Origin of the sequence: Buttiauxella gaviniae ATCC 51604 (assembly GCF_001654835.1) — a bacterium.
Taxonomy (GTDB): Bacteria; Pseudomonadota; Gammaproteobacteria; order Enterobacterales; family Enterobacteriaceae; genus Buttiauxella; species Buttiauxella gaviniae.
Map to the genome: position 1 here is coordinate 155,984 of NZ_LXEP01000026.1, position 22,150 is coordinate 178,133.

General features: G+C 51.3%; 23 protein-coding genes. 12 read left to right on the forward strand and 11 right to left on the reverse strand.

What is annotated here, in order from left to right:
• Positions 1-566: 566 nt before the first annotated feature.
• From M977_RS13410 to M977_RS13455, 10 genes are all read left to right on the forward strand, one after another.
• Positions 567-902, forward strand: coding sequence for a glycine dehydrogenase (locus M977_RS13410; RefSeq protein ID WP_064515854.1), 336 nt, complete (start codon positions 567-569; stop codon positions 900-902).
• Positions 903-919: 17 nt separating this feature from the next.
• Positions 920-1,282 (forward strand): SFCGS family glycine-rich protein, encoded by a 363-nt coding sequence (locus tag M977_RS13415; RefSeq protein WP_064515856.1) that lies wholly within the window; start codon positions 920-922, stop codon positions 1,280-1,282.
• Between the two features lie 2 nt (positions 1,283-1,284).
• The gene (locus M977_RS13420) at positions 1,285-1,581 is read left to right on the forward strand and encodes a DUF4312 family protein (protein WP_064515858.1); all 297 of its coding nucleotides are present in this window, start codon (positions 1,285-1,287) and stop codon (positions 1,579-1,581) included.
• Positions 1,582-1,604: 23 nt separating this feature from the next.
• On the forward strand, positions 1,605-2,381 hold the full coding sequence (locus tag M977_RS13425; RefSeq protein WP_064515860.1) for a DUF4311 domain-containing protein: 777 nt from the start codon (positions 1,605-1,607) through the stop codon (positions 2,379-2,381).
• An 11-nt stretch (positions 2,382-2,392) separates the two neighbouring features.
• Complete coding sequence (locus M977_RS13430; RefSeq protein ID WP_064515863.1) at positions 2,393-3,034, forward strand: DUF4310 family protein; 642 nt, start codon at positions 2,393-2,395, stop codon at positions 3,032-3,034.
• Between the two features lie 117 nt (positions 3,035-3,151).
• Positions 3,152-4,285 carry an amidohydrolase/deacetylase family metallohydrolase gene (locus M977_RS13435; protein WP_064515865.1) on the forward strand — a complete coding sequence of 378 codons (1,134 nt, stop codon included), beginning with the start codon at positions 3,152-3,154 and terminating at the stop codon, positions 4,283-4,285.
• Positions 4,269-5,387 (forward strand): DgaE family pyridoxal phosphate-dependent ammonia lyase, encoded by a 1,119-nt coding sequence (locus tag M977_RS13440; protein ID WP_064515867.1) that lies wholly within the window; start codon positions 4,269-4,271, stop codon positions 5,385-5,387. The genes M977_RS13435 and M977_RS13440 overlap by 17 nt, the downstream gene beginning before the upstream one ends.
• The gene (dagF, locus tag M977_RS13445) at positions 5,384-6,124 is read left to right on the forward strand and encodes a 2-dehydro-3-deoxy-phosphogluconate aldolase (RefSeq protein ID WP_064515868.1); all 741 of its coding nucleotides are present in this window, start codon (positions 5,384-5,386) and stop codon (positions 6,122-6,124) included. The genes M977_RS13440 and dagF overlap by 4 nt, the downstream gene beginning before the upstream one ends.
• Before the next feature lie 25 nt (positions 6,125-6,149).
• Positions 6,150-7,256 carry a lactonase family protein gene (locus M977_RS13450; RefSeq protein WP_064515869.1) on the forward strand — a complete coding sequence of 369 codons (1,107 nt, stop codon included), beginning with the start codon at positions 6,150-6,152 and terminating at the stop codon, positions 7,254-7,256.
• Positions 7,257-7,271: 15 nt separating this feature from the next.
• The gene (locus M977_RS13455) at positions 7,272-9,182 is read left to right on the forward strand and encodes a BglG family transcription antiterminator (protein ID WP_064515871.1); all 1,911 of its coding nucleotides are present in this window, start codon (positions 7,272-7,274) and stop codon (positions 9,180-9,182) included.
• 36 nt (positions 9,183-9,218) lie between these two features.
• On the opposite strand, the gene dolP is transcribed toward M977_RS13455, so the two are convergent.
• Genes dolP through M977_RS13475 form a run of 4 tightly spaced genes read right to left on the reverse strand, consistent with a single transcriptional unit; the run spans position 9,219 to position 12,842 of the window.
• Positions 9,219-9,794, reverse strand: a complete 576-nt coding sequence (gene dolP, locus M977_RS13460) for a division/outer membrane stress-associated lipid-binding lipoprotein (protein ID WP_064515872.1) — start codon at positions 9,792-9,794, stop codon at positions 9,219-9,221.
• 9 nt (positions 9,795-9,803) lie between these two features.
• Positions 9,804-10,394: a DnaA initiator-associating protein DiaA gene (gene diaA / locus M977_RS13465; RefSeq protein WP_034461282.1), complete on the reverse strand. Its 591-nt coding sequence runs from the start codon at positions 10,392-10,394 to the stop codon at positions 9,804-9,806.
• Positions 10,395-10,413: 19 nt separating this feature from the next.
• The gene (locus M977_RS13470; RefSeq protein ID WP_064515874.1) at positions 10,414-10,809 is read right to left on the reverse strand and encodes a YraN family protein; all 396 of its coding nucleotides are present in this window, start codon (positions 10,807-10,809) and stop codon (positions 10,414-10,416) included.
• Entirely contained in the window at positions 10,767-12,842 is a 2,076-nt protein-coding gene (locus M977_RS13475; RefSeq protein WP_064515877.1) for a penicillin-binding protein activator, read from the reverse strand. Before M977_RS13475 ends, M977_RS13470 begins: the two co-directional genes overlap by 43 nt.
• A gap of 62 nt (positions 12,843-12,904) precedes the next feature.
• Here M977_RS13475 and rsmI point away from each other — a divergent pair, with 62 nt between their 5' ends.
• Positions 12,905-13,771, forward strand: coding sequence for a 16S rRNA (cytidine(1402)-2'-O)-methyltransferase (rsmI, locus tag M977_RS13480; RefSeq protein WP_064515879.1), 867 nt, complete (start codon positions 12,905-12,907; stop codon positions 13,769-13,771).
• A gap of 112 nt (positions 13,772-13,883) precedes the next feature.
• Positions 13,884-14,531 (forward strand): N-acetyltransferase, encoded by a 648-nt coding sequence (locus M977_RS13485; protein WP_064515881.1) that lies wholly within the window; start codon positions 13,884-13,886, stop codon positions 14,529-14,531.
• A 46-nt stretch (positions 14,532-14,577) separates the two neighbouring features.
• Here the strand turns inward: M977_RS13485 and M977_RS13490 are convergent, their stop codons facing one another.
• The 7 genes from M977_RS13490 to agaW form a co-directional block, all read right to left on the reverse strand.
• The gene (locus M977_RS13490) at positions 14,578-16,473 is read right to left on the reverse strand and encodes an alpha-galactosidase (RefSeq protein ID WP_064515883.1); all 1,896 of its coding nucleotides are present in this window, start codon (positions 16,471-16,473) and stop codon (positions 14,578-14,580) included.
• Positions 16,474-16,549: 76 nt separating this feature from the next.
• Positions 16,550-17,428, reverse strand: a complete 879-nt coding sequence (gene kbaY / locus M977_RS13495; RefSeq protein WP_064515885.1) for a tagatose-bisphosphate aldolase subunit KbaY — start codon at positions 17,426-17,428, stop codon at positions 16,550-16,552.
• Between the two features lie 12 nt (positions 17,429-17,440).
• Positions 17,441-18,595 (reverse strand): SIS domain-containing protein, encoded by a 1,155-nt coding sequence (locus M977_RS13500; RefSeq protein WP_064515887.1) that lies wholly within the window; start codon positions 18,593-18,595, stop codon positions 17,441-17,443.
• A gap of 303 nt (positions 18,596-18,898) precedes the next feature.
• Positions 18,899-20,032, reverse strand: a complete 1,134-nt coding sequence (gene nagA / locus M977_RS13505; RefSeq protein WP_064515889.1) for an N-acetylglucosamine-6-phosphate deacetylase — start codon at positions 20,030-20,032, stop codon at positions 18,899-18,901.
• Positions 20,029-20,463: a PTS galactosamine/N-acetylgalactosamine transporter subunit IIA gene (agaF, locus tag M977_RS13510; RefSeq protein WP_064515892.1), complete on the reverse strand. Its 435-nt coding sequence runs from the start codon at positions 20,461-20,463 to the stop codon at positions 20,029-20,031. The genes nagA and agaF overlap by 4 nt, the downstream gene beginning before the upstream one ends.
• A 29-nt stretch (positions 20,464-20,492) precedes the next feature.
• The gene (gene agaE / locus M977_RS13515; RefSeq protein WP_064515894.1) at positions 20,493-21,368 is read right to left on the reverse strand and encodes a PTS N-acetylgalactosamine transporter subunit IID; all 876 of its coding nucleotides are present in this window, start codon (positions 21,366-21,368) and stop codon (positions 20,493-20,495) included.
• The gene (gene agaW, locus M977_RS13520) at positions 21,358-22,140 is read right to left on the reverse strand and encodes a PTS N-acetylgalactosamine transporter subunit IIC (RefSeq protein WP_064515895.1); all 783 of its coding nucleotides are present in this window, start codon (positions 22,138-22,140) and stop codon (positions 21,358-21,360) included. Before agaW ends, agaE begins: the two co-directional genes overlap by 11 nt.
• Between the last annotated feature and the right edge of the window lie 10 nt (positions 22,141-22,150).

Here is a 22,150-nt window from a genome sequence, read left to right on the forward strand (position 1 = left end):
GTAGCGTGTAGTAAATACGCGTTCTGCGTTTCATGGCAACGCCCCTTGTTTAAGGATAGCGTTGCATCGACCCGTTGAACTCAAAGAACTTAAGCGACTGTCACTCCCTGATTATGCCCGTACTACCAAATCCATCGAAAGAACTATAAATCCTTCTCCTACAATTCCCTAGATAACGCTATTCACTAAAGTCAATGAATTAGAGGAAACACCGGGATTTGGTTCCCGGAGGGACGCCAACCCCGGAGGTCGCCCCGGATATCTCAGTCCTAAACTATCCAAACCAACTCCCAATCCCACACTCATAAGTCTTTCCAATATTTCTTGCAAAACGTCCCTCGCATCACAATTTCGCTCAAAAACTATCACTGTCACCAATAGATTCGCCCTCGTTAATGCGTGACTGTAATCACATTAAGCCAGCGAATTATCATGAATCGGCCGCTTTTTGTGGCGCATATCACTCTTGCCTCCGGGATTTCCACTTCAAAGTGGAAAACAACTCGCTACAAACCTTTAACCCTCGCCGATACCTTAGAGCCATATCAGTAAACGAGGTATGCAGTGTGAATAACGGAGCGGTAAAGGTTAATGACGCCGGAAGTACCGACGCCACACAACTTACGGAGCAAGTGTTGGCGTTTATCAGAACGCTGCTGGAAGGCCGAAACATCACGCCAAACGCAGTTCAGGAACAGATGCTGACATCTCACGTTCGCGCCATGGCGCACCGGTCACTGACCGGCGAACCGTTGCCAGAAGTTGAAGAAAGCCTATTCGAGGAAATTTCTGATGACTCTCTGGAAATGGCAAAAGCAGTCGTGGAACAGTTTGGCAATTTGCCGGTTGAAGAGGCGTGGTTGCTGTCAGTGCATTTCGAAGTCGCGAAAGACAATCTTTGAATAATCAGGAGATTCAAATGGAACAAATTACCGTAGTGATCGGCGACCGCCTGGGTAAAGGCCAGAAAGTGGCAGCAGGGATTGAGAAAGCAGGCGGCCGTGCCGTGGTTATTCCTGGTGTTGCCGCTGATATGAAACTTGGCGACGTGATGAAAGCCGAGAACGCCACATTCGGCATCTCTTTTTGTGGCAGCGGCGGCGCAGGTGCCATTACCGCGCAAACCAAACATGGTTACAAAGCCAAATACGGCATGCGTTCAGTTGAAGAGGGCGTCACCGCCATCAACGAAGGCAACAACGTGCTGGGCTTCGGCTTTATGGATAAAGAAGAGCTGGGCGAGCGCTTAGTTCTGGCCTGGGCTAAGAAGTACGGTAACTAAGTATGAAAGAACACTTCTCCGAAACGGTGAGAGTGAAAGGTCGTGGCGACACTAAAGCCAAGGCCTTTGCTGATGCCCTGAATCATGTTCAGGGCTCGGTTATGAAGTCATCTCCCCACATTTTACTGCGTATTGAGCCACAGGATGTGCAGGTTGTTCAGGCGCGAGTACAGGTCAAGAAAGAGGCCTTTTTGTTCTTCTTTCTGAAACGTGAAAAACAGATGTTCAGCGTGGAGTTGGATGTTTCAGTCAATGTGACGGCCATCAATATGGACAAAGTAGACTTCATCCCCCAATAAAATCACACAGAAAGGACAGACAGATGTTCTTAATTATATTAATAAAATCGCTAATCATCGGCGGTCTGGTTGGCGTTGGAGTGGGCGCCGGGGCTGCACGTATGTTTCATGCGCCGACCACGCAAGGTATGGGCGCTTTTCGTACCCTCGGCGAGCTGAACTCCTGCGAAGGCGACCCGGCTTCACACTTCTCATTTGGTTTAGGCTTCTTCTTCAACGCCTGGGCATCGTCCGTTGCGGCGGGTGCTTTCACTCAGGACGTTGACCACCGCATTATCCCACACTGGGGTGCAGCTGCGCTGATGATGAAAAATCGCAACGTGGCTGAGACCCTGCACGATCCGCGCAAGATGGCTGTCGCGTGCGGCATCATCGGCATGATTGTAGTGGCCTTCCTTAACACTACCGCGTCTGCTGTTCCCGCAGCATTACAGGTCACCGCAGTCAAAGTGCTGGTCCCTGCGGCGAACTTGCTGGTGACCATCATCATGCCAGTGATTTTCTGGCTGGCAGCGATTGATGCCGGTAAAAAATCAGGCTTCTGGGCGACTATTTTCGGTGGCTGTGCGCAACTGATTATGGGCAACGCCGTACCAGGCTTGGTGCTGGGCATCCTGATTGGTAAAGGCGTGGAAGAGAGCGGCTGGAACCACGTCACCAAAGTGATGATGGTGGCGATTATCGCGCTGTTTGTGCTGAGTGGCTTCTTCCGTGGCTTCGATATGAAGATGATCGAATCCTTCCATCTGACCGTGCCGGACTGGCTCAGTCTGATCCATAACTCGATGAGCGGAAAATAAGGGAGCCTGTGATGGAAACGAATAAAGGTTTTTGGTACGCCGACTGGTCATTCCCGATTTTCGTTGGCCTGCTTTCTTCCGGCGTGTTCGCCGGGACACACATGTATTACCTCTACGGCATTGGCGCATTCAACGAAGTGGCGTTTGTTTCCATGCTGCGTGCCGGGATTGATACCGGTGTGTATGGCGCAGTCGCCGCGTTTGGTGCCAGCTTCCTGTTTGCCCGCATCATTGAAGGTTCGTTGGTCGGGATTCTGGATATCGGCGGGGCGATTCAAACCGGCGTAGGTCTTGGCGTTCCGGCGCTGTTACTTGGCGCGGGCATTATCTTCCCGGTCGCAAACTTTGCGGCATCGCTGGTGACGGGGCTGGTGATTGGCCTGGCGATTGGTTATGTGATTATTCTGGCGCGTAAATTCACCGTCAACCAGAGCAACTCAACCTACGGGGCAGACGTCATGATGGGCGCGGGTAACGCATCCGGCCGCTTCCTTGGCCCGTTGATTATCCTCAGCGCAATGACCGCTTCTATTCCGATTGGTATCGGATCCTTGATTGGTTCTCTGCTGTTTTATCTGTGGAACAAGCCGATTACCGGCGGTGCGATTCTTGGCGCAATGCTGTTTGGGGCATTCTTCCCGATTGCTTTGTAGGCCGAAGCGGGGGCTGGAGATACCCGGGGCGATTTCAGGGCTTGGCATCCCTCCGGGAACCAATTCCCTGAACTTCCCCTAATAATCGGCTACGGGATCTTTCTGAAGGAGAAAACCATGTTCGACTTAATCCTGCGCAACGCGTGTCTGGTGGATGACACCGTTATCGACATCGCGTTGAAGGACGGAAAAATTGCCGCACTTGGCGAAATTACGGGTGAGGCGAAAGAAGTGCGCCAGCTCAATGGCGAATATTATGTCAGTGCAGGCTGGATTGATTCTCACGTCCACTGCTACCAAAAATCCCCGATTTATCACGACGACCCTGACAGCATCGGTATAAATACTGGCGTCACTACGGTTGTTGATGCCGGGAGCACTGGTGCTGATGATATTGATGAGTTTTACGAGCTGACTCGCAAAGCGACGACGGATGTTTACGCGTTACTGAACATTTCCCGCGTTGGGCTGATTGCGCAGAACGAACTGTCGGATATGGCGAATATCGACAAAGTCGCCGTGCGTGACGCGGTAAAGCGCCATCCTGGTTTTATCGTCGGCATCAAAGCGCGCATGAGCAGCAGCGTCGTCGGTGCCAACGGCATTAAACCACTGGAGCGAGCGAAAGAAATCCAGCGCGAAAACGGTGATTTGCCGCTGATGGTACACATTGGTAATAACCCGCCAGACCTCGACGAAATTGCCGATTTGCTGACAACTGGCGACATCATTACCCACTGCTACAACGGCAAACCGAACCGCATTCTGACGCCTGCCGGTGAATTGCGAGCGTCCATTTCCAACGCTATACAACGTGGCGTACGTCTCGATGTGGGACACGGCTCCGCCAGTTTCAGCTTTGAAGTGGCGAAAATCGCCATCAGCAAAGGGATTCTGCCACACACCATTAGCTCCGATATTTACTGCCGCAACCGCATTAACGGCCCGGTGCATAGCCTTGGCGTGGTGATGTCTAAATTCCTCTCCATTGGTATGTCACTTCCACAAGTAATTGATTGTGTTACCGCTCATGCCGCCGATGGTTTACGCCTGGGCAGTAAAGGGCGCTTGTCCGTTGGCCTTGATGGCGACCTGACCATTTTTACTCAACGCCGCCAGCCGACGGTCTTTACCGACTCAGAAAGCCAGACTCTCCAGGGTGAACAACTGCTGGTGGCACTTGCCGCCGTTCGCGCCGGGAAGTGGTTTGTTACCGAACAAGGGAAGGAAGAACATGTCTTCGATTTATGAGAAATACAATTTAAAACAAGTCATTAATGCCTCCGGCCGCATGACGGCGCTCGGTGTTTCTACCCCGCGCCCGGAAGTGGTCGAAGCTGTGACCACTGGCATGAATCATTACTTTGAAATGAAAGACCTGGTGAACAAAACCGGGGAATACATTGCTAAATTGCTCGATGTAGAAGGCGCGACAGTTGTCTCTTGTGCATCAGCGGGGATCGCGCAATCCGTGGCGGCTGTACTGGTAAAAGACAACGCCTGGCTGATTGAAAACTTGCACGCCGCACCCCTTCAAAACAACGAGATCGTGCTGCCGAAAGGCCACAACGTGAACTTCGGCGCACCGGTTGGCACCATGGTGAATCTCGGTGGCGGCAAAGTGGTTGAAGCGGGTTACGCCAACGAATGTTCAGCCGACCAACTGGCAGCGGCAATTTCCCCGCGCACCGCCGCGATTCTGTATATCAAATCGCACCACTCGGTACAGAAAAGCATGCTTAGCGTTGAGCAGGCCGTGGTCGTGGCGCGCAAACATAACCTGCCGCTGATTGTTGATGCTGCCGCAGAAGAAGATTTGCAGTGCTACTACCGTGCGGGTGCGGATCTGGTGATTTACAGCGGCGCGAAAGCGATTGAAGGGCCAACCAGCGGTCTGGTGATTGGCAAAACGCAGTACGTTGAATGGGTAAAACTCCAAACCGGCGGTATTGGCCGTGCCATGAAAGTCGGCAAAGAGGGCATTCTCGGCCTGACCTGCGCCATCGAACACTATTTAACGGCAGCCAAAGCAAGCGGCGCACAGATGGTCGAAAAAATGACGCCGTTTATCGAGAGCCTCAACACCCTTGATGGCGTGAGTGCACGTGTAGTGTGGGATGCTGCAGGGCGTGATATTGCACGTACCGAGATTAAGTTCGATGAAGCAGTTATCGGCATCAGCACCAGCGAGCTGGTGAGCGCGTTGAAACAGGGCGATTATGCGATTTTCTTCCGTGGCTACAAAGCCAACGAAGGGATTATCGAAGCCGATGTGCGTAGCGTCAGCCCGCAGCAGTTAGAGATCATTTATCACTGCATTAACGCACTGGTAAGCAAGGAGAAGCAGGTATGAAACTGACCCCGAATTTTTACCGCGACCGTGCATGCCTGAACGTGCTGGCGGGCTCGAAAGAGAACGCGAAAGAGATTTATGACGCCGCAGAAGGCCATGTGTTGGTCGGCGTGCTTTCTAAAAATTACCCGGATGTGGCAACTGCCGTGGCGGATATGCGCGAGTATGCGGCGCTTATCGACAATGCGTTGTCCGTTGGCCTCGGCGCGGGTGACCCAAACCAGTCGGCAATGGTGAGTGAAATCTCCCGCCATGTGCAGCCGCAGCATGTAAACCAGGTGTTTACCGGGGTGGGTGCAAGCCGCGCGTTGCTTGGGCAAAATGAAAGCGTGGTCAATGGCCTGGTTTCTCCAACGGGAATGGTAGGGATGGTGAAAATATCCACCGGTCCGCTAAGCTCAGTCTCCTCTGACGGGATTGTGCCGGTAGATACCGCTATCGCGTTGCTTAAAGATATGGGCGGCAGCTCAATCAAATATTTCCCGATGGATGGCCTGAAATACCGTGATGAGTTCCGCGCGGTAGCGCTGGCTTGTGCAAAACACGATTTCTGGCTGGAGCCGACTGGTGGGATCGATCTTGAGAACTACGAAGAAATCCTGAAGATCGCGCTGGATGCGGGAGTGAGTAAGATCATTCCGCATATTTACAGCTCAATTATTGATAAAGCGAGCGGTAATACGCGTCCGGAAGATGTGCGTACTTTGCTGGACATGACGAAGAAGTTAGTTGGCTAAAACCTGATAACAATGAGGATCATCAATGCCCGCAACACAAACGCAATTCGCCTGGGTAGGTACCTACAACCCAAATGGTGAAGGAATTTACCGTTTTCATGTCGATGCCGAAACCGGTGCGCTGACCCGCAAAACGCTGGTCAGTGAACTGCCAAATGCCGCGCAGCTCACCGCCTCGAAAGAGGGTAAAACGCTGTATGTGGCATGCGAAACTGAAAACGGTGTGATTGCAGCATTGCGTGTTGGGGATGATGGCAATCTTACTGAACTTAATCAGGTTTCATCGGGCGGAGCGGGGGCGGTCTATCTCACGCTCACGCCGAACGAGCGGCATTTGCTGGTGGCGAATTACGGCAGCGGTTCCGTTGCCGTATTGCCCGTGAAGGGCGATGGCAACTTGGGCCAGGCCACGGATATTCAACAGGATACGGGGCCTACTGGCGCCAAAAAACCAGAAGCCGCCGTGGAAGGCAGTTTTGCGGCCAGCGGCCACAGTGGCCCGCATGCACATATGATCGCCGCCGATCCCAGTGGTAAATTCGTCTTTACTACCGATCTTGGACTCGATCGGATCTATCAATATCGTTTCGATGAAACCCACGGCAAACTCACGCCAAACGATCCTCCCTTCATTGAGTCTTCATCGAAAGGATCCGGTCCGCGCCACTTTGTGTTCACCCCACAAGGGGATGGCCTGTGGCTGATTAACGAAGAGGCTTCTACGCTTACCCACTACCAACTTGATGTAGTCAAAGGAATCCTAACCGAGGGCGAGAGCATTTCCTCACTACCTAAGGGGTTCAAAGGAACCAACTTTGCTGCGGGTCTGGTGCTAAGTAAAGACGGGAAACAGCTATATGTGGCGAACCGTTTGCACAACAGCATCGGCCATTTCAGCGTTGCCGCGAATGGCAGGCTGGAGCTTGTGGAGCACGTCTGGACGCGGGGTGATTACCCGCGCACGCTAACGCTCGGCCATAATGAAAATTATCTGTACGTGATGAATCAGCGCAGCGATAACATCGCGCGTTTTTGCGTGGCGCAGCCGACTGGAAAACTGAATTTTGTTGAGGATTACATTGCGGTTGGCAGCCCGTCACAGATGGTTTTGACAGGTGCTGCGCCCGATTAACGAAAGGAAACGGCAGTGAGATTCCCAAACCAACGTCTGGCCCAACTGTTTGAAATGCTGCAAAACGAGACGCTGCTCCAGGATGAACTGGCGCGGCGATTATCAGTTTCTACCCGCACCGTGCGCGCGGATATCACTGCTTTAAATGCGCTGATGGTCGGGCATGGCGCGCAGTTTGTCCTCAATCGCGGAGCGGGGTATCAGCTCAATATTGCAGATCCGGCGCTGTATGAAGAACTCCAGCAGCAGCCTTCACGCCAGCTGCGTATTCCGCGCAACTCACCGGAGCGTGTGCACTATCTGGTAGTTCGTTTTCTGACGTCTGCCTTCTCATTAAAACTCGAGGATCTGGCCGAGGAGTGGTTTGTTAGCCGTGCGACATTGCAAAGCGATATGGCTGAGGTTCGTGATTGGCTGGCGCGCTACAACCTGACGATTGAAACCCGCCCGCGCCACGGAATGAAGCTGTTTGGCAGTGAAATGTCGGTGCGTGCTTGTCTGACCGATCTGCTTTGGAAACTCACGCAGGAAGATTGCGAAAATCCACTGCTGACTGAAGAAGTGCTCAATGCAGGCGTGCCAGAACAACTGGCGGCAGAACTGCACAATTGTTTTACGCGCTGCCGTATCCGCCTGACTGACGAAGGTGAACAGTTTATCCGTTTATATTGCGCCGTTGCGGTTCGCCGTATCAGTGAAGGTTATCCGCTGCCGGAATTTAGCGCCGACAATGTAGACGAAGCTGTGCGTGAAGCCGCAAAACAAATCACCGTACTGTTACAGAAGCTTGCCGGTAAAGCGCTTTCCGAGGCGGAAGAACAATGGCTGCAAGTTCATATTGCCTCGCGCCAGGTGCAAGCAGTGGCTGCGAGCGCTATCAGTGCTGACGACGATGAAGCGCTGGTGAATTACATTCTGAGCTTTATCAACAACAACTATAACTACAACCTACTAACCGATAAGCAGCTTCATGCTGATTTGCTCACGCATATCAAAACTATGATTACCCGTGTGCGCTATCAGATAAATATTCCTAATCCCCTGCTAGGCAATATTAAACAGCACTACCCGATGGCTTATGACATGACGCTTGCGGCGGTGTCGAGCTGGGGGAAATACACGCCTTATGTGATTAGCGAAAACGAAATTGGTTTCCTGGTGCTGCATATTGGTGTGGGGCTTGAGCGGCACTACAACATTGGTTATCAGCGCCATCCACGCGTGCTGTTGGTTTGTGATACCGGGAACTCAACGGTACGCATGATTCAGGCGATGCTGCTGCGTAAATATCCCCAAATTGAGGTCACGCGGATCATTTCCCTGCGAGATTATGAACAACTCGACGGCGTGGAAGAGGATTTTGTTATTTCCACGGCGCGCATTAGCGATAAACAAAAGCCCACTGTGGTGGTGGCGCCATTCCCGACCGAGTACCAACTTGAGCAGTTGGGCAAACTGGTGCTGGTGGACCGCACGCGCCCATACATGCTGGAAAAATTCTTTGATGCCAGCCATTTCCGCGTTGTTGATGAGCCGATGACTCAGCAGGAGTTGTTCAGCACGCTTTGCCAGCAGCTTGAACGAGAAGGCAATGTTGCTGCTGATTTTTATCCGTCTGTGGTCGAGCGCGAGGCTATTGTCAGCACCGTGCTGGGTGAGGGGATTGCACTGCCTCACTCATTGGGGCTGATGGCGAACAAAACCGTGGTGTACACCGTGCTTGCACCACAAGGTATTCGCTGGGGAGATGAGACGGCGCACGTCATCTTCCTGCTAGCAATCAGCAAAAGTGAGTATGAAGAGGCGATGGCGATTTACGATTTATTCGTGACTTTCCTGCGCGAAAGGGCGATGCCGCGTTTACGCGATAGTAAGAATTTTGAGGAGTTTAAAGCAGTAGCAATGGATTGTTTGAGCAGATTTTAAGGCTAATACCCTCTCCCGTATGGGAGAGGGTGAGTATTACTTCAGCATCGTAAACGCGGTCGTCACATGCTTCACACCGCTGACGCGGCTGGCAATATCTGCCGCAGCTTTGGCTTCTCTGTCAGTGACTAAACCTAACAGGAACACTTCGCTGTTCTCGGTAGTGACTTTCACATTCGTCGATTTTACCTGGTCGCTTGCCAGCAGTTGCGAGCGCACTTTGGTCGTTATCCAGGTATCGTTAGACGCCGTTCCCAGGCCAATTGGCGCCATGTTACGGATTTCGTTATACACTTCTGTGGTGCCATCAACGCCTAACGCAATCTGTTTGGCACGCGATGAGAGTTCGGAGTTAGGCGACTGCCCAACCAACAGCACTTTGCCTTGGTACGCACTCACGTTGATACGCGTTTCTTTCTTGATTTGCTCGTCTTTGCCGAGCGCGCTATTTACGCGCAATTCCAGCGTACCATCATCAACCTGAGTACCGACTGTGCGCGGATCTGTCGCCGTTTTAGTGGCGACTGCTGCGGTACCCACGACTGCGGCAGCAACACATCCTTGTAGAAGTAGTGCGGTAATAAGGACTGCAAGTGGCTTATATGCCTTCATCTGTACTCCTTAATCGTCCTGGTGAGGGAATAACGTATTATCAATCAGATCGCATAAGCAGTTTACCGTCAGCATATGCATTTCCTGAATGCGCGCGCTGCGGTGAGAAGGGATGCGAATTTCCACATCCTGTGGCCCTAATAGCCCGGCCAATTCCCCGCCATCGTAACCAGTTAGTGCAACAATAGTCATATCGCGCGTGACGGCGGCTTCTACCGCTTTGACGATATCACGACTGTTTCCGCGGGTCGAAATGGCGAGTAAAACATCACCGGTTTGACCGAGGGCACGTACTTGTTTTGCATACACTTCTTCGTGTAAACGATCATTTGCGATCGCGGTTAAGACCACATTATCAGCATTAAGTGCAATAGCAGGTAAACTCGGTCGCTCAGTTTCAAAGCGGTTGATCATACTGGCGGCAAAATGTTGGGCGTTGGCCGCAGACGTGCCGTTGCCACAGCAAAGGATTTTATTGCCGTTAAGCAGAGACTGAACCAGTGTCATTGCTGCACGGGAGATAGCATCTGGCAGAGCTTCCGCTGCGGCAATCTGGGTTTGAATACTTTCCGTGAAGCAGACTTTGATTCTTTCGAGCACGTTAGTTTACCTGGTTACTTTAAACATCTGCGGTGAACGCGTTGGTTAACCACTCTATTTCATTGCCGGTGAAGGCTAACACATCGAAACGGCAATCCACAGTATCAAAACTTCCTGATGTGCGGGCTAACCAATACGAAGCAGTGTGTAATAATTTTTGTTGCTTACGGCGAGTGATGCTTGCGGCGGCATCACCGAAGTGGTTTGAGCGGCGGTATCGCACTTCTACGAAGACGATAACGCTGCCGTGTTTCATGATGAGGTCGATTTCGCCGCCGCGAGAATGGACGTTTGCGGCGATGAAACGCAGTCCATTGCGTTCAAGAAAGCGGCGCGCTTCTAATTCGTAGCGCGCGCCAGCTTGTTGTCGGGTCAGGATGCCGGAACGATTTGACCTTGACTGAATTGCAGCCAATTTAACTTCCTGTTAATGACACAATCCTGGGTTGCAGAAAGCGTGCCGGTATTGCCATTCACCTGATAGCCAGGGACCTGGCGGATTTGAGAGAAGTGATTTGCCAGTGACCACGCGTCCACGCCCATGGCGTAAAGACGTGCCAGTGAGTAATCGTTATTTACGCTACCCAGCGCTTGCTGCATCAGCGATGGGTTGTTGCCGGCAAGCATCGGGATTTCACTGAACTGCAAGCCTTCCATTTCCAGACGGAAATCCGGGCCACTTACACCCTGAGAGCTGCGCGAGCTGGCATACAGTTGCGCTGGGCTGCGGCTGCCGGTACGCATGGCGATCATTGGTTTGATCAATGCGACTTCATCTGACGTTGCAACGATGTAGGCTGCATCTACGCCGCCGGAAGTACCACCCGTAATTTGTGCATCTGTTGGTGGAGCCGGAATTGTCAGCCCACCAATGGTCACAGCTTCCGGTTGAGCGGCTGCGGCGTTAACCGGAGTGCCGCTCAGCGCGATACCTGAACCGCTGTTAATCCCTTGTTTTAGCTCAGCAGTTGAACCGAACTTCTGCTGTAGTACCGTGCCACCACCGAGTTTCAGCCATTCATCGGCAAAAGCTTTAGTGACGCGATCGCCGAGGGCGCTACGCGGAACCAACAATAGCGGAGCACGGTGGCCTTGCTGCCAGATATGGTCGGCTGCATCACGCGCTTCATCTTCTGGCGACAGGGCGAAATAGCAGATATTTGCACGGTTCTGCACGTTTTCTGGTTGGTTAAGCGCCAGGATATTCAACGGGGAAGTTGTTGTTGCTAACTGATCGACGTTGTTTTTAAGCAATGGACCGACAACAATCGTTGCGCCATCTTGCTGGGCCTGAGCGAGTATCTGAGCCAGCGGTTGTGTGGTGGTGTCGTAGACTTTAATTTCCGCAGCCGGATTGGCTGGAGCTGCGGCAGCGGCAGCTGGCTGTGTTTGCGCAGCCGCTTGCGGGGCCGGAGCTGTTGGCGTTGCGTCAGGCTGTTGAGTTAAATCATCAACCGATGCCGCAGCCGGGCTTGCAACCATATTTGGATCCGCAGGTTTCGGCAATGCGGCCTGAGTGGTGTCAACCGGTTGCCCGTTGGTATCAGCAACCTGCGCCGGAGCCGTAGTCTGTGCGACTGGTGCGGAGCCCATATTTTTCGCCGCTTCAAAACCTTGCTGGATAGTGCGACCAAATACAGCGGCCTGGCCACTTAATGGCAGCAACAGGGCGATTTTTTCAGTAGAGGCAGGTTTGTAATTCTGCATATTACTGAGCTGAGCTGGCAGCGTTTTCGCACCTGGGTTTTGCGGGTAACGCGTTTGCCAGTCTTTAATACCGGCTTTCAGCATTTCGGGATCGTTACGGTTATCGTTCCAGACGCGTTGCAGATCCAGCCAGCCTTGCAGCGTGTTTTCGTCGGCATTAATGACCAGCGAATTCATCTGCTCCGGGGTCATCTGAGACAGTGCCTGCCATGTACCGTCGATATTCTTCTGATGCGCAGGGCCAGTCAGCATTGGCTCTTGTGCAATATACGCGCGCAGCAGGTCAAGCGATGGGCGGTTCTGGCTTGCGTCGATAACTGCCTGGTAGTAGCGAGTTTGCTGGTTTTTATTGAGTGTAGAAAGCTCGATTTTGCTCAGGCGCGCGTTGGCGTCAGCAAAATCCTTCTGGGCAACTTTCACCTCGACTGCCAGTAACTTCTGCTCACGCACCTGCTCTTCATTCATCTCTTTTGGCAGTTGATTGTAGAGATCAACGGCTTGCTGAGTTTTGCCTTCTTTTAACAGCGCATGAATGGCGAGTAATTGCCAGGTGGTCTTGCTATCATCGCTACTTTGCTGCATTTGTTGCAGGTAATACGCTGAATCAGCAGTCGCCTCGCCCTGAATATGGGCAGCAGACTGGTCTGGTGCTTTAGTTGTACAGCCGGCGAATATTAGCGCGGCCAACATAACAGGCAGACAACGCCCGGCTTTAGAACGAATAAATTTAGACGGTACCATTCTGTATCCAGTGTAATTTTTATCTCAGTGTTCAATATTAAATCGGCAATACGGATGAAACAATGAAACAACTCGAAACGGCGGCTATTTCTGCCAGCACGCTCTACATCGTTCCGACACCCATCGGTAACCTCGGCGATATCACACAGCGGGCATTAGCCGTGTTGCAAAGCGTTGACCTGATTGCCGCCGAAGATACTCGCCATACCGGTTTGCTGCTGCAACATTTTGCGATTAATGCGCGAATGTTCGCATTGCACGATCATAACGAGCAACAAAAAGCAGAAACCCTGCTGGCAAAGCTGCAAGAAGGGCAAAGCATCGCGCTCGTGTCTGATGCAGGAACGCCATTAATTAACGATCCTGGTTACCATCTGGTGCGTGCGTGTCGCGAAGCTGGTATTCGCGTGGTGCCGCTGCCAGGTCCATGTGCCGCGATTGCTGCATTAAGTGCAGCTGGTTTACCTTCTGACCGCTTCTGCTACGAAGGTTTTCTTCCTGCAAAATCCAAAGGCCGTCGCGATGCACTCAAAGCGATTGAGCAAGAACCACGTACGCTCATCTTCTATGAGTCTACGCATCGCCTGCTCGATAGTTTAGACGATATATGCGCTGTGCTCGGTGAATCACGCTATGTGGTGCTGGCGCGCGAGCTGACGAAAACCTGGGAATCGATTCACGGCGCACCAATTGGTGAGCTGGCTGCCTGGGTTAAAGAAGATGAAAACCGCCGCAAAGGTGAGATGGTTTTGATTGTCGAAGGCTTCAAAGCCCCTGTCGATGACGCACTGCCAGCCGATGCACTGCGCACTCTGGCTCTGCTGCAAACAGAACTGCCTCTGAAAAAGGCTGCAGCTCTGGCGGCTGAAATTCACGGTGTGAAGAAAAATGCGCTGTATAAATATGCCTTAGAAAACAGCGAGAAATAACGTTTTCCGAGCAGGCTCGCACTCTTTCATTACAGGTATCACTATTGTTCGTGTGGTTTAAATAAGCGATGGTAGTTTGCTCATACTTTAGTCTGTTCAGGATGAGCAAATTATGCTGGTGTTGATTCGTGGGGATTCAAACATGATAGTGATGCCTCTTTCTTATAGTGCCTCAGCGATTGCGCGTTCGTTTGAAGTGATTGAAGAAATAACCATCGCTGAAAAGCGTTACCTTATTATCTTCGATAAAAAAACACCTCGCGCTTCTATTGTGAAAGCTGAATTAGAAGATGTGAGTGGCGAGCCCCGGCATGTTGCCGTTGCTATGTTGGTATTGAACAACCAAAAAGCTATTGGTGATAATGTCATTTCAGTAGAGCGGTTTTGGGAAGATTCAAGCGTACTTCAAGTGGAAGGCGTTTGTGTTGATAGGCGCTATCAGGAACTTGGCTTCGCTACGCAATTATATGAAGCTTTGGTTCTCAAATGCGGTGTCATTATAATGAGTGATAATACACAGTATGAAGGCGGGAAAGCTTTGTGGCAGAAGGTTGCGAAAAGTTCGAATGCTCTGTCCGTATTCATTCTTGACTCCGATGCAGGCCTCTTTTTCCCTTATGACGGGACGAAAGCTATTTATGATGGGATCAGCATCCCAGAAGAAAAAATCTGGAGTGTTCATCCAGATGTTGAGCATTTTGGTATCGTGCTGATTGCTGAAGATAAGCGCAAAATCGAGACCCTAACATTCTCAAATTAATAAACCCGCTTTCGCGGGTTTTTTGTTTTATGCACAATAACAAACCCTACTTCGCGGCAACCGGTGTGGCTTCAATGACCAGTGTTTCCAGCGGTTTCAGCGTCACAATAACAGGCTTGGTGTAATCACTTGGAAGTGTGGCATTCGCACCATAGACCGGTTTGAGCGTGAAACTTGTCGCTTCGCCATCCGGGATTTCAAAGCTCTTCGTCAAATCCAGATAATAGCTTTGCTCTTTGTCTGACGGGTTGCGTAAGCCGAGGATAGCTTTCTCTTTGCTCCACGATGCCCAACCATAAGTTTCAAGTGCCGTTGGGTCGCCACCAATCCAGTGGGTATCGACCAGTACTGTGCTATTTTCCCGCGACCATTTAGCCGCATTAGCGAGCGTGTCCCATTTGGCGCTGTTCAACATTGATGGCGTGATATACAGCTCTTGTAACTGGGTTCCGGTAGCAAAGTAACTCCAGACCTGATCGGCGAAATCACTGTCGGTTTGCACTTTTTCCAGGCCGAAATAGGCATTCTCCGCGCTGACAATCCCGTGATACATCAGTGAGTTTATCGGGAATAATGGACCTTTACGCACAATGGAACGGTAGGTTTCAGCATCGCGGTAGGTCATCCATTGTTGAACCGGTGAGCCTTTGCCGTACAGGTTAATATCATCGCCCTGGCGCCAGATTGAATCGGCGTAGAACAGCCAGGATGGACTGGCATCGGTGCCGGTGGTCAGGTTAATAAACAGGTCTTTATTCGCCGCTCGCATATTTTTGATGAGTTCAATCGACGCATCAAAATCTGAGGCAAACTGGCTGCCTTTAATCCAGTTATTGGCGTTGCCCATGCCATCAAGTTTGAACGAGGTAATATGTTCATTTTTGATTAACTTAATAATCTGCTCGTTAAAGTTACGGAAATAATTCGGTCCAGAGAGCGCAAATTTCCCGCCGACGGTTTCAAAGCCATTTTCTTTGGCGTGAGAAACGCGAATGTCGCGCGGTTTGTTATAGCCACCCCACGGTGATAACCAAAGACCTACGGAAGTATGCAGGCTATCGGCCTTATCTTTTACGACACCAAAACCATTGCTGAACGCCGGGCCAAATAGCCATTTGCCGGTACGATCGTCCCAGCCGTCATCCAGCAGGAAGCCATCGAGTTTTACGCCACGCTTTTTAATCAACTCGTCAGCGTAGGCATCCATCCTGTTAAGCACATCTTTTTCGGTATAGGTGGTGAAGAAACCAATATCCATCCAGCTGTTGTAATGCAGATAGGGCTTATAGGGGCGCGGGCGCATGGCATTGATAAATTCATTGAAGCTTCGACGTAGTTGGTTTGTCGCCTCAAAGGTTCCGAAATAGGTAGTAAAGGTAACGGGGGCATCGGTTTTAATCGGCGTTTTCAGGCCGACATTCAGGTTGGTTGTCGTTTCATACGCGTAGGTATTAACGATAGGTTTTTCCGGCAGTATAAAGAAGCTGTCAGCAATAATCGGTGAGCTATTAATCGCGCCATCAACATAAGGCGCTTGTGATTGCCCTTTTGTCGGGAAGAAGGTTATTTTCGCGACATCTTGCGCTTTGCCTTTCGCTTTGATCGTGTAGTCGATACTGGCGTATTTTCCTTTAAGGACATTCAACGCCACGCTGACGGCGAAAGCTTTATGGTCATATTCGATATGAATAGAGTCATCTTTCTGGCTGACGCTTTTAATTTTAAAATCCGCCGCGTGAATAACATCTTCATTCGGTAGTGTTAGAAAGAACAACTCTTTGGGGGCGAGTTTACTCTGGGAAAGTTTGTCTTTAATTAAAACCGCAGAATTGGTGTCGTCAAATGAGATGGAGATATTGTTATTATTGAGCAGATATTCGGAAGCAAATGCGCCATTGCTGACCAGTAAAAGTAATAACGAGCTTTTAATCATTCTATTCATCTGAGTTTCCTGTCAGGGTGTTTTCAAACGTAGGGTATTACCCGCATTTGCAGGCAATGCCCTGAAGGGAAAGGATTTAAAGCGTTGTTTCAGTTTCAGGAATTAATTTATTGGCAGAGCCGCAAACGGTTACTTTACTTCTCACCACTTCTTTCATCGCGTCCATTCCGACGCGCATGTAGTAACGCGGGTCGTTGCCTTCCGGATTCTCGGCAAACCATTTTTTCACGGCGTCGGCAAAGGCGATTTTTAATTCGGTCGCGACATTCACTTTGCACACGCCCAGTTCGATGGCGCGTCTGACGTATTCATCCGGCACATCGCTTGCGCCATGCAGAACCAGCGGAATATCCACGACTTCACGAATTTCAGCCAGGCGCTGGAAATCAATTTTTGGGCGTTTGGTATAAAGCCCGTGTGCGGTGCCGATGGCAACCGCGAGGCTATCGATACCGGTGAGTTCGACGAAACGGCGTGCTTCTTGTGGGTCGGTCAGGAAGGCGCTTTCTTCGTCGACATCCATATCGTCTTCCACACCGCCGAGGCGGCCTAATTCTGCCTCCACGCTGCAATCATGGCGGTGGCAAAAATCGACTACTGATTTCACCAGACGCACATTCTCGGCAAGCGGGAAGTGGCTGCCATCTATCATGGCGCTACGCACCCCGGCGTTCACTTTACGGCTGATATCTGCCAGTGATTCATGGTGGTCAAGATGCAGTGCCAGCGGCATGTCATAGCTTTCTGAATAGGCTTCACACAATGCGAAGATCTCTTCAAAAGCAATGTGTTTAAAAGTGCCCGGAGTGCCCGCAAGAATCACTGGCGACTGCATCTCTTTGCAGACTTCCAGAATCGCCTGGATAGTTTCTGCGTTGTGAATATTAAACGCAGGGACGGCGTAGCAACGGGCTTGCGCATCTTGCAGAAGATATTTGGTGGAGATAATGCTCATGTTGTAATCCTCTCAGCCTTTCCACGGATGAATAACGACACCTTTCACAACACGGTTTACCGTGCCGCTTGCGGAAGGGGTATCAGGGGTAATGCCCGCTTTGACGGATTCCGTCAGCGCGAAAATCTGCGCATACATCAGGAAACAGAAAGCCTGTTCAACGTCGATGAAATCGCGGGAAGGTGGCAGCCAGATATGTGGCCCCGACTCGACTTCCGGGCAAGGTGACGAGCAGATAGCAACGACGCGCAGGGCCTGTTGGTCGCGGCGCAACTCAGCCAGTAAATCAAGGTCGTACTGGCGGGTATACGGGTGGCTTGAAATCATGACCACAACTAACGTTTCGTTGTTAACCAGTGATTTAGGGCCGTGACGGAACCCGGTTGGGGAGTCATAAAATGCCGCCAATTTCCCTGCAGTGAGTTCCAGAACTTTCAGTGCAGATTCACGCGCAACACCTTGCAAGCCGCCGCTGCCGAGGTAGACGACACGTTTGAAAGGCAAATCACCGAACACGCTTTCGCTTAAGTCACCTTGTGAAGCAATGATTTCTTCGCAGTGCTTAGCCACATCCTGGAAAGTGCTGCTGTTGATAACATCCGGTGCAAACACGGCCAGGCAGCTTGCCATCATGGTGGTGATACTGCTGGTCATGGCGAAGCCACGATCGTGCGTTTCCGGTGGCATCAGCAGCGCATGTGAGTTACCGCTGGTCGCGGCGTTCTGGTAAAGGCTGCCGGCTTCATTGCAGGTAATGATCAGGTGATAGCAATCCTTCACCACCTGGTTGACTAAATCGACCGCCGCCACACTTTCCGGACTGTTGCCGGAGCGGGCAAAAGAAACCAGTAGCGTCGGTTCCTGCTCGGATAAGTAATCAAGCGGGTTGGTGACAAGGTCGGTGGTCGGTACTGCAACAAAGTTTTTCCCGGTGTGGCGCGATAGCCACGGCGTAATAATATCGCCAATAAATGCGGAGGTTCCTGCACCCGTCAGGATAATTTTTAGCGAGGTGTTTTGCAGCAAAGGATCAAGGAATGCGTTGATGCTGCTACGTTGATTACCGATATTTTTTAACGATCGGATCCAGCTTTCCGGCTGTTGGCGGATCTCTTTTTCAGTCCAGGTTAATGTGCCGGAAAGACAGGCTGATTGGGTTTCGCTCATTACTCAGTCCTTAGCAGTGCAAGATCATCGGAAGTAGCACAAAGCAGTACAGGACAATCTTTCGTTTTGTTTCATTTACTCAACTTCATGCTTAAATAAAATCTATAGAAAAGAAAACGAAAGGTCAATGTAAGAAAAACAATAAAACGAAAAATGTGATCCGGAAAACGATCTTTTTTAGTTATTTTATTGATTTAAATGATTATTTTTAAATAATGGATAGTTGGGGTGATTTTAAACGAAAGGAAAAGAAAGGTCTGTCGCGGGGCAGGCGACAGACAAAAGTGAGAAGCAACGAAAGTACTACAGGGGGAGAACCTGGCCATTAATCCAGATATTTTGAAGACCTAACTGGGAATTAAGCGCAATCATATTGGCGCGTTTTCCCACCACCAGCGAACCTAGATCGTTATCCAAACCGAGCATTTTTGCGGGGTGCAGCGACGCCATATGAATGGCATCTTCGGCAGAAACGCCCACGTCATTCACCAGGTTTCGCACCGCGGCATCAAGCGAAAGCGTACTTCCCGCAAGCCCTCCGCTTTCAGTGCGTACGATCCCCTCACGCATTGTCACCGGGTATCCGCAAATCGAGTAGTCGCCATCAGGCATACCTGCTGCACTCATGGCATCGGTTATTAGCAAAACGCGAGGTTTCGCGCAGCTACAACAAATATTCATGACCGCAGGGTGAACGTGATGCCCGTCGGCAATCAGTTCCAGCCAGGCCCGTTTATCGCTTAACCCGGCTCCGACCATACCAGGGTTACGGTGATGCAAGCCTGTCATGCCGTTAAAGCAGTGCACCAGCCCGTCGGCCCCGGCATCAAATGCCTCAAGGGTTTGCTCGTAACTGGCGGCACTGTGGCCAAGCATGACCCGTATATCCCGGTTTTTAAGGTGCTTAATTGCTTCGAGTGCTTCTGGTTTTTCAGGTGCCAGTGCTACCACTCGTAAGGTGTTTTGCGACACGGCGATTAGCCTGTCCAACTCGGCAATATTCAGCTCGCGGAACAATTCTGGCGGATGAGCGCCTTTATTGAGCGGCGTAAAGTATGGCCCTTCGAGATAACTGCCCAGCACGGTTGAACCAGGCCCGCCGAGATAAAAGCGCTCTGCGATCCGCCGCAACGCGCTTTCAATGTTGGCAAGCGGTGCTGTGACGGTGGTGGGCAGCCAGCCGCCCACACCTTCGCGTGCCTTGTGCATCGCAAGCCGTGCAAGGACGCCAGGATCGTCGTCCATCACATCAACCCCGTCGCCGCCGTGAACGTGAATATCAATGTACGCCGGGCACAACAGTTCAGCATCACGCGCCATCGTTCCCGCAGGAATGGGTTCGATGGCGACAATCGTTTCGTTATCAATACGTAACTGGTGATCGTCCAGCCAGCCTTGTTCGGTGAGAACGCGCCTGGCTCTCAGTAGCCTGGTCATATTCCTTCCTCGACCGCCTCTGCTTCGCGATAACGCCCCATTTCATCGACCAGGCTGGTTAACCCGCGATGGCCGCATTCCAGCGCCTGAAGGCGGAACTCTTTACTGCTCAGACCGTCGCGTTCCAGCACCATTTCCAGCAGCAGTTGCAGGTTGATACCGGTGATGACTTCGCGCCCAGGCTGCTCTAACGCCATGGTTGAAGCAACGCGGAAGGGTGTGCCGCCAAGTAAATCAGTTAAAAACACCAGCCCTTCACTTTCGTCTAATGCGCTAATGGCTGTCTCAAACTGTGACGTGAGCAATGCCGTTGAAGACGTTTCGGGGAAATCAATGGCGATAAACTGCTCTTGTTCACCCAGGATCTGCTTCATCGCTTTTTCAAGACCGGTGGCAAAGCCACCGTGACCGCTAAGAATAATGCTTAACATATTGTTTTATCTCGCTTACAGGATGCCACTTACAGGAAGTGGGCAAACTTCCCAACAACACCCAGAACGACGGTGATACCGATAAGGCGCAACGGGCTCCAGCCACGACGCACTAACGCGTACATGCACAAGGTATAAACCAGTGGTAAAAAGGCCGGCATCAGCTTGTCGATAACGTCCGTTTGCAGTTTCACCACCGCATCACCCGCTGTGATTTCCAACGTAGTGGACAGGCGAACGTAAGTTGCAACCAGCGCGCCAATCACCGTCATCCCAACAATAGACGCGGCATGACCGACTTTGCGAGTGTTGGCTTTGATTAGCGGGATGGCGGCCACACCCATGCGGTAAGCGTAATGCGCAAGACCGAAACGCAGGCCGAGATGCACGACGTTAAACAGCACGATGAAGATAACCGCGCCGAGTATTGAACCTTGTAAGGCAAGGCTCGCCCCGATACCGCCGCAGATAGGTAACAAGGTCAGCCAGAACATCGCATCGCCAATCCCTCCCAGCGGTGCACCCACGGCAATTTTCGTGCTCTGAATGCTGTTCACATCCTGCTTTGAGCGTTCCATCGCCAAAATAATGCCGATAACAAAGGTCACAAGGAAAGGGTGAGTATTGAAGAACCCCATGTGGCCTTTCATGGCACGCGCCAGGTCGCTTTTATTGGTATGGATTTTTTTGAGTGCGGGTAGCAGGCCATATAGCCAACCGGACCCCTGCATACGTTCATAGTTGAATGATGCTTGTAATAGCATGGAGCGCCATGCCACACGATTGATGTCTTTTCTGGTTAACTCTACACCGATGCTCTGGTCTTCATAGATGTTGTCGTTGCCGTTAGTCAGGGAGGTTTCCGTAACGTCTGTATCTGGCAAAGTCTGGATATTAGATGCCATCTTCAAATTCCTCTTTCTGAACGCTGGAAGGTTGCTGTGGAGCCGGGTCTTTGCGTAAGAAATCAATCAGCGCCATTGCTAATGCGGCAGCGGCAATCGCCAACACCGGCAGTTTTAGCCAGGCAGCAGCCACAAAACCGAGAATGAAATAGGGGATATAAATGTTTTTCATCATGATTTTCAGCAGCACGGCAAAGCCGATGGCTGGCATGATGCCGCCTGCCACACCCAGGCCGTCAATTAAGCGGGTGGGTAAAACATCGATCGCGGTTTTGGCATGTTCCGCACCAAAATAGATGGGCAAAAACGCGCACAAGAAATAGAACGTACCGAGGGCCAGAAGGGCCAGATAATTAACGCGTTCAATGCCATCCGTATCAGCTTGCGCCGCCATTTGGTCGCAGCGAGCCATCACACCTGACATGATGGAGAACAGGAAGGTAATCCCCATTTGTACCGCAACGGCGAATGGCACGGCGACGCCGACCGCAACTTCAGGTTTCACGCCAGTGGTAATAGCAAAAGTGGTGCCGACGATGGTGCCGATAATCACGTTTGGTGGCTGTGCGCCTGCAAGTGGCGCAAGCCCCATCCAGACCAGTTCCAGCGTACCGCCACATAAAATACCGGTATGAAGATCACCAAGAATCAAACCAACCAGCGGCCCTAATACAACAGGACGGTGCATGTGCGTCAGGCCGTTGAACATATCCAGACCGGCAATAAAGGCCAGAATCCCCAACGCTAATGCCTGTAATAAGCTAATTTCCATAGAAAATACC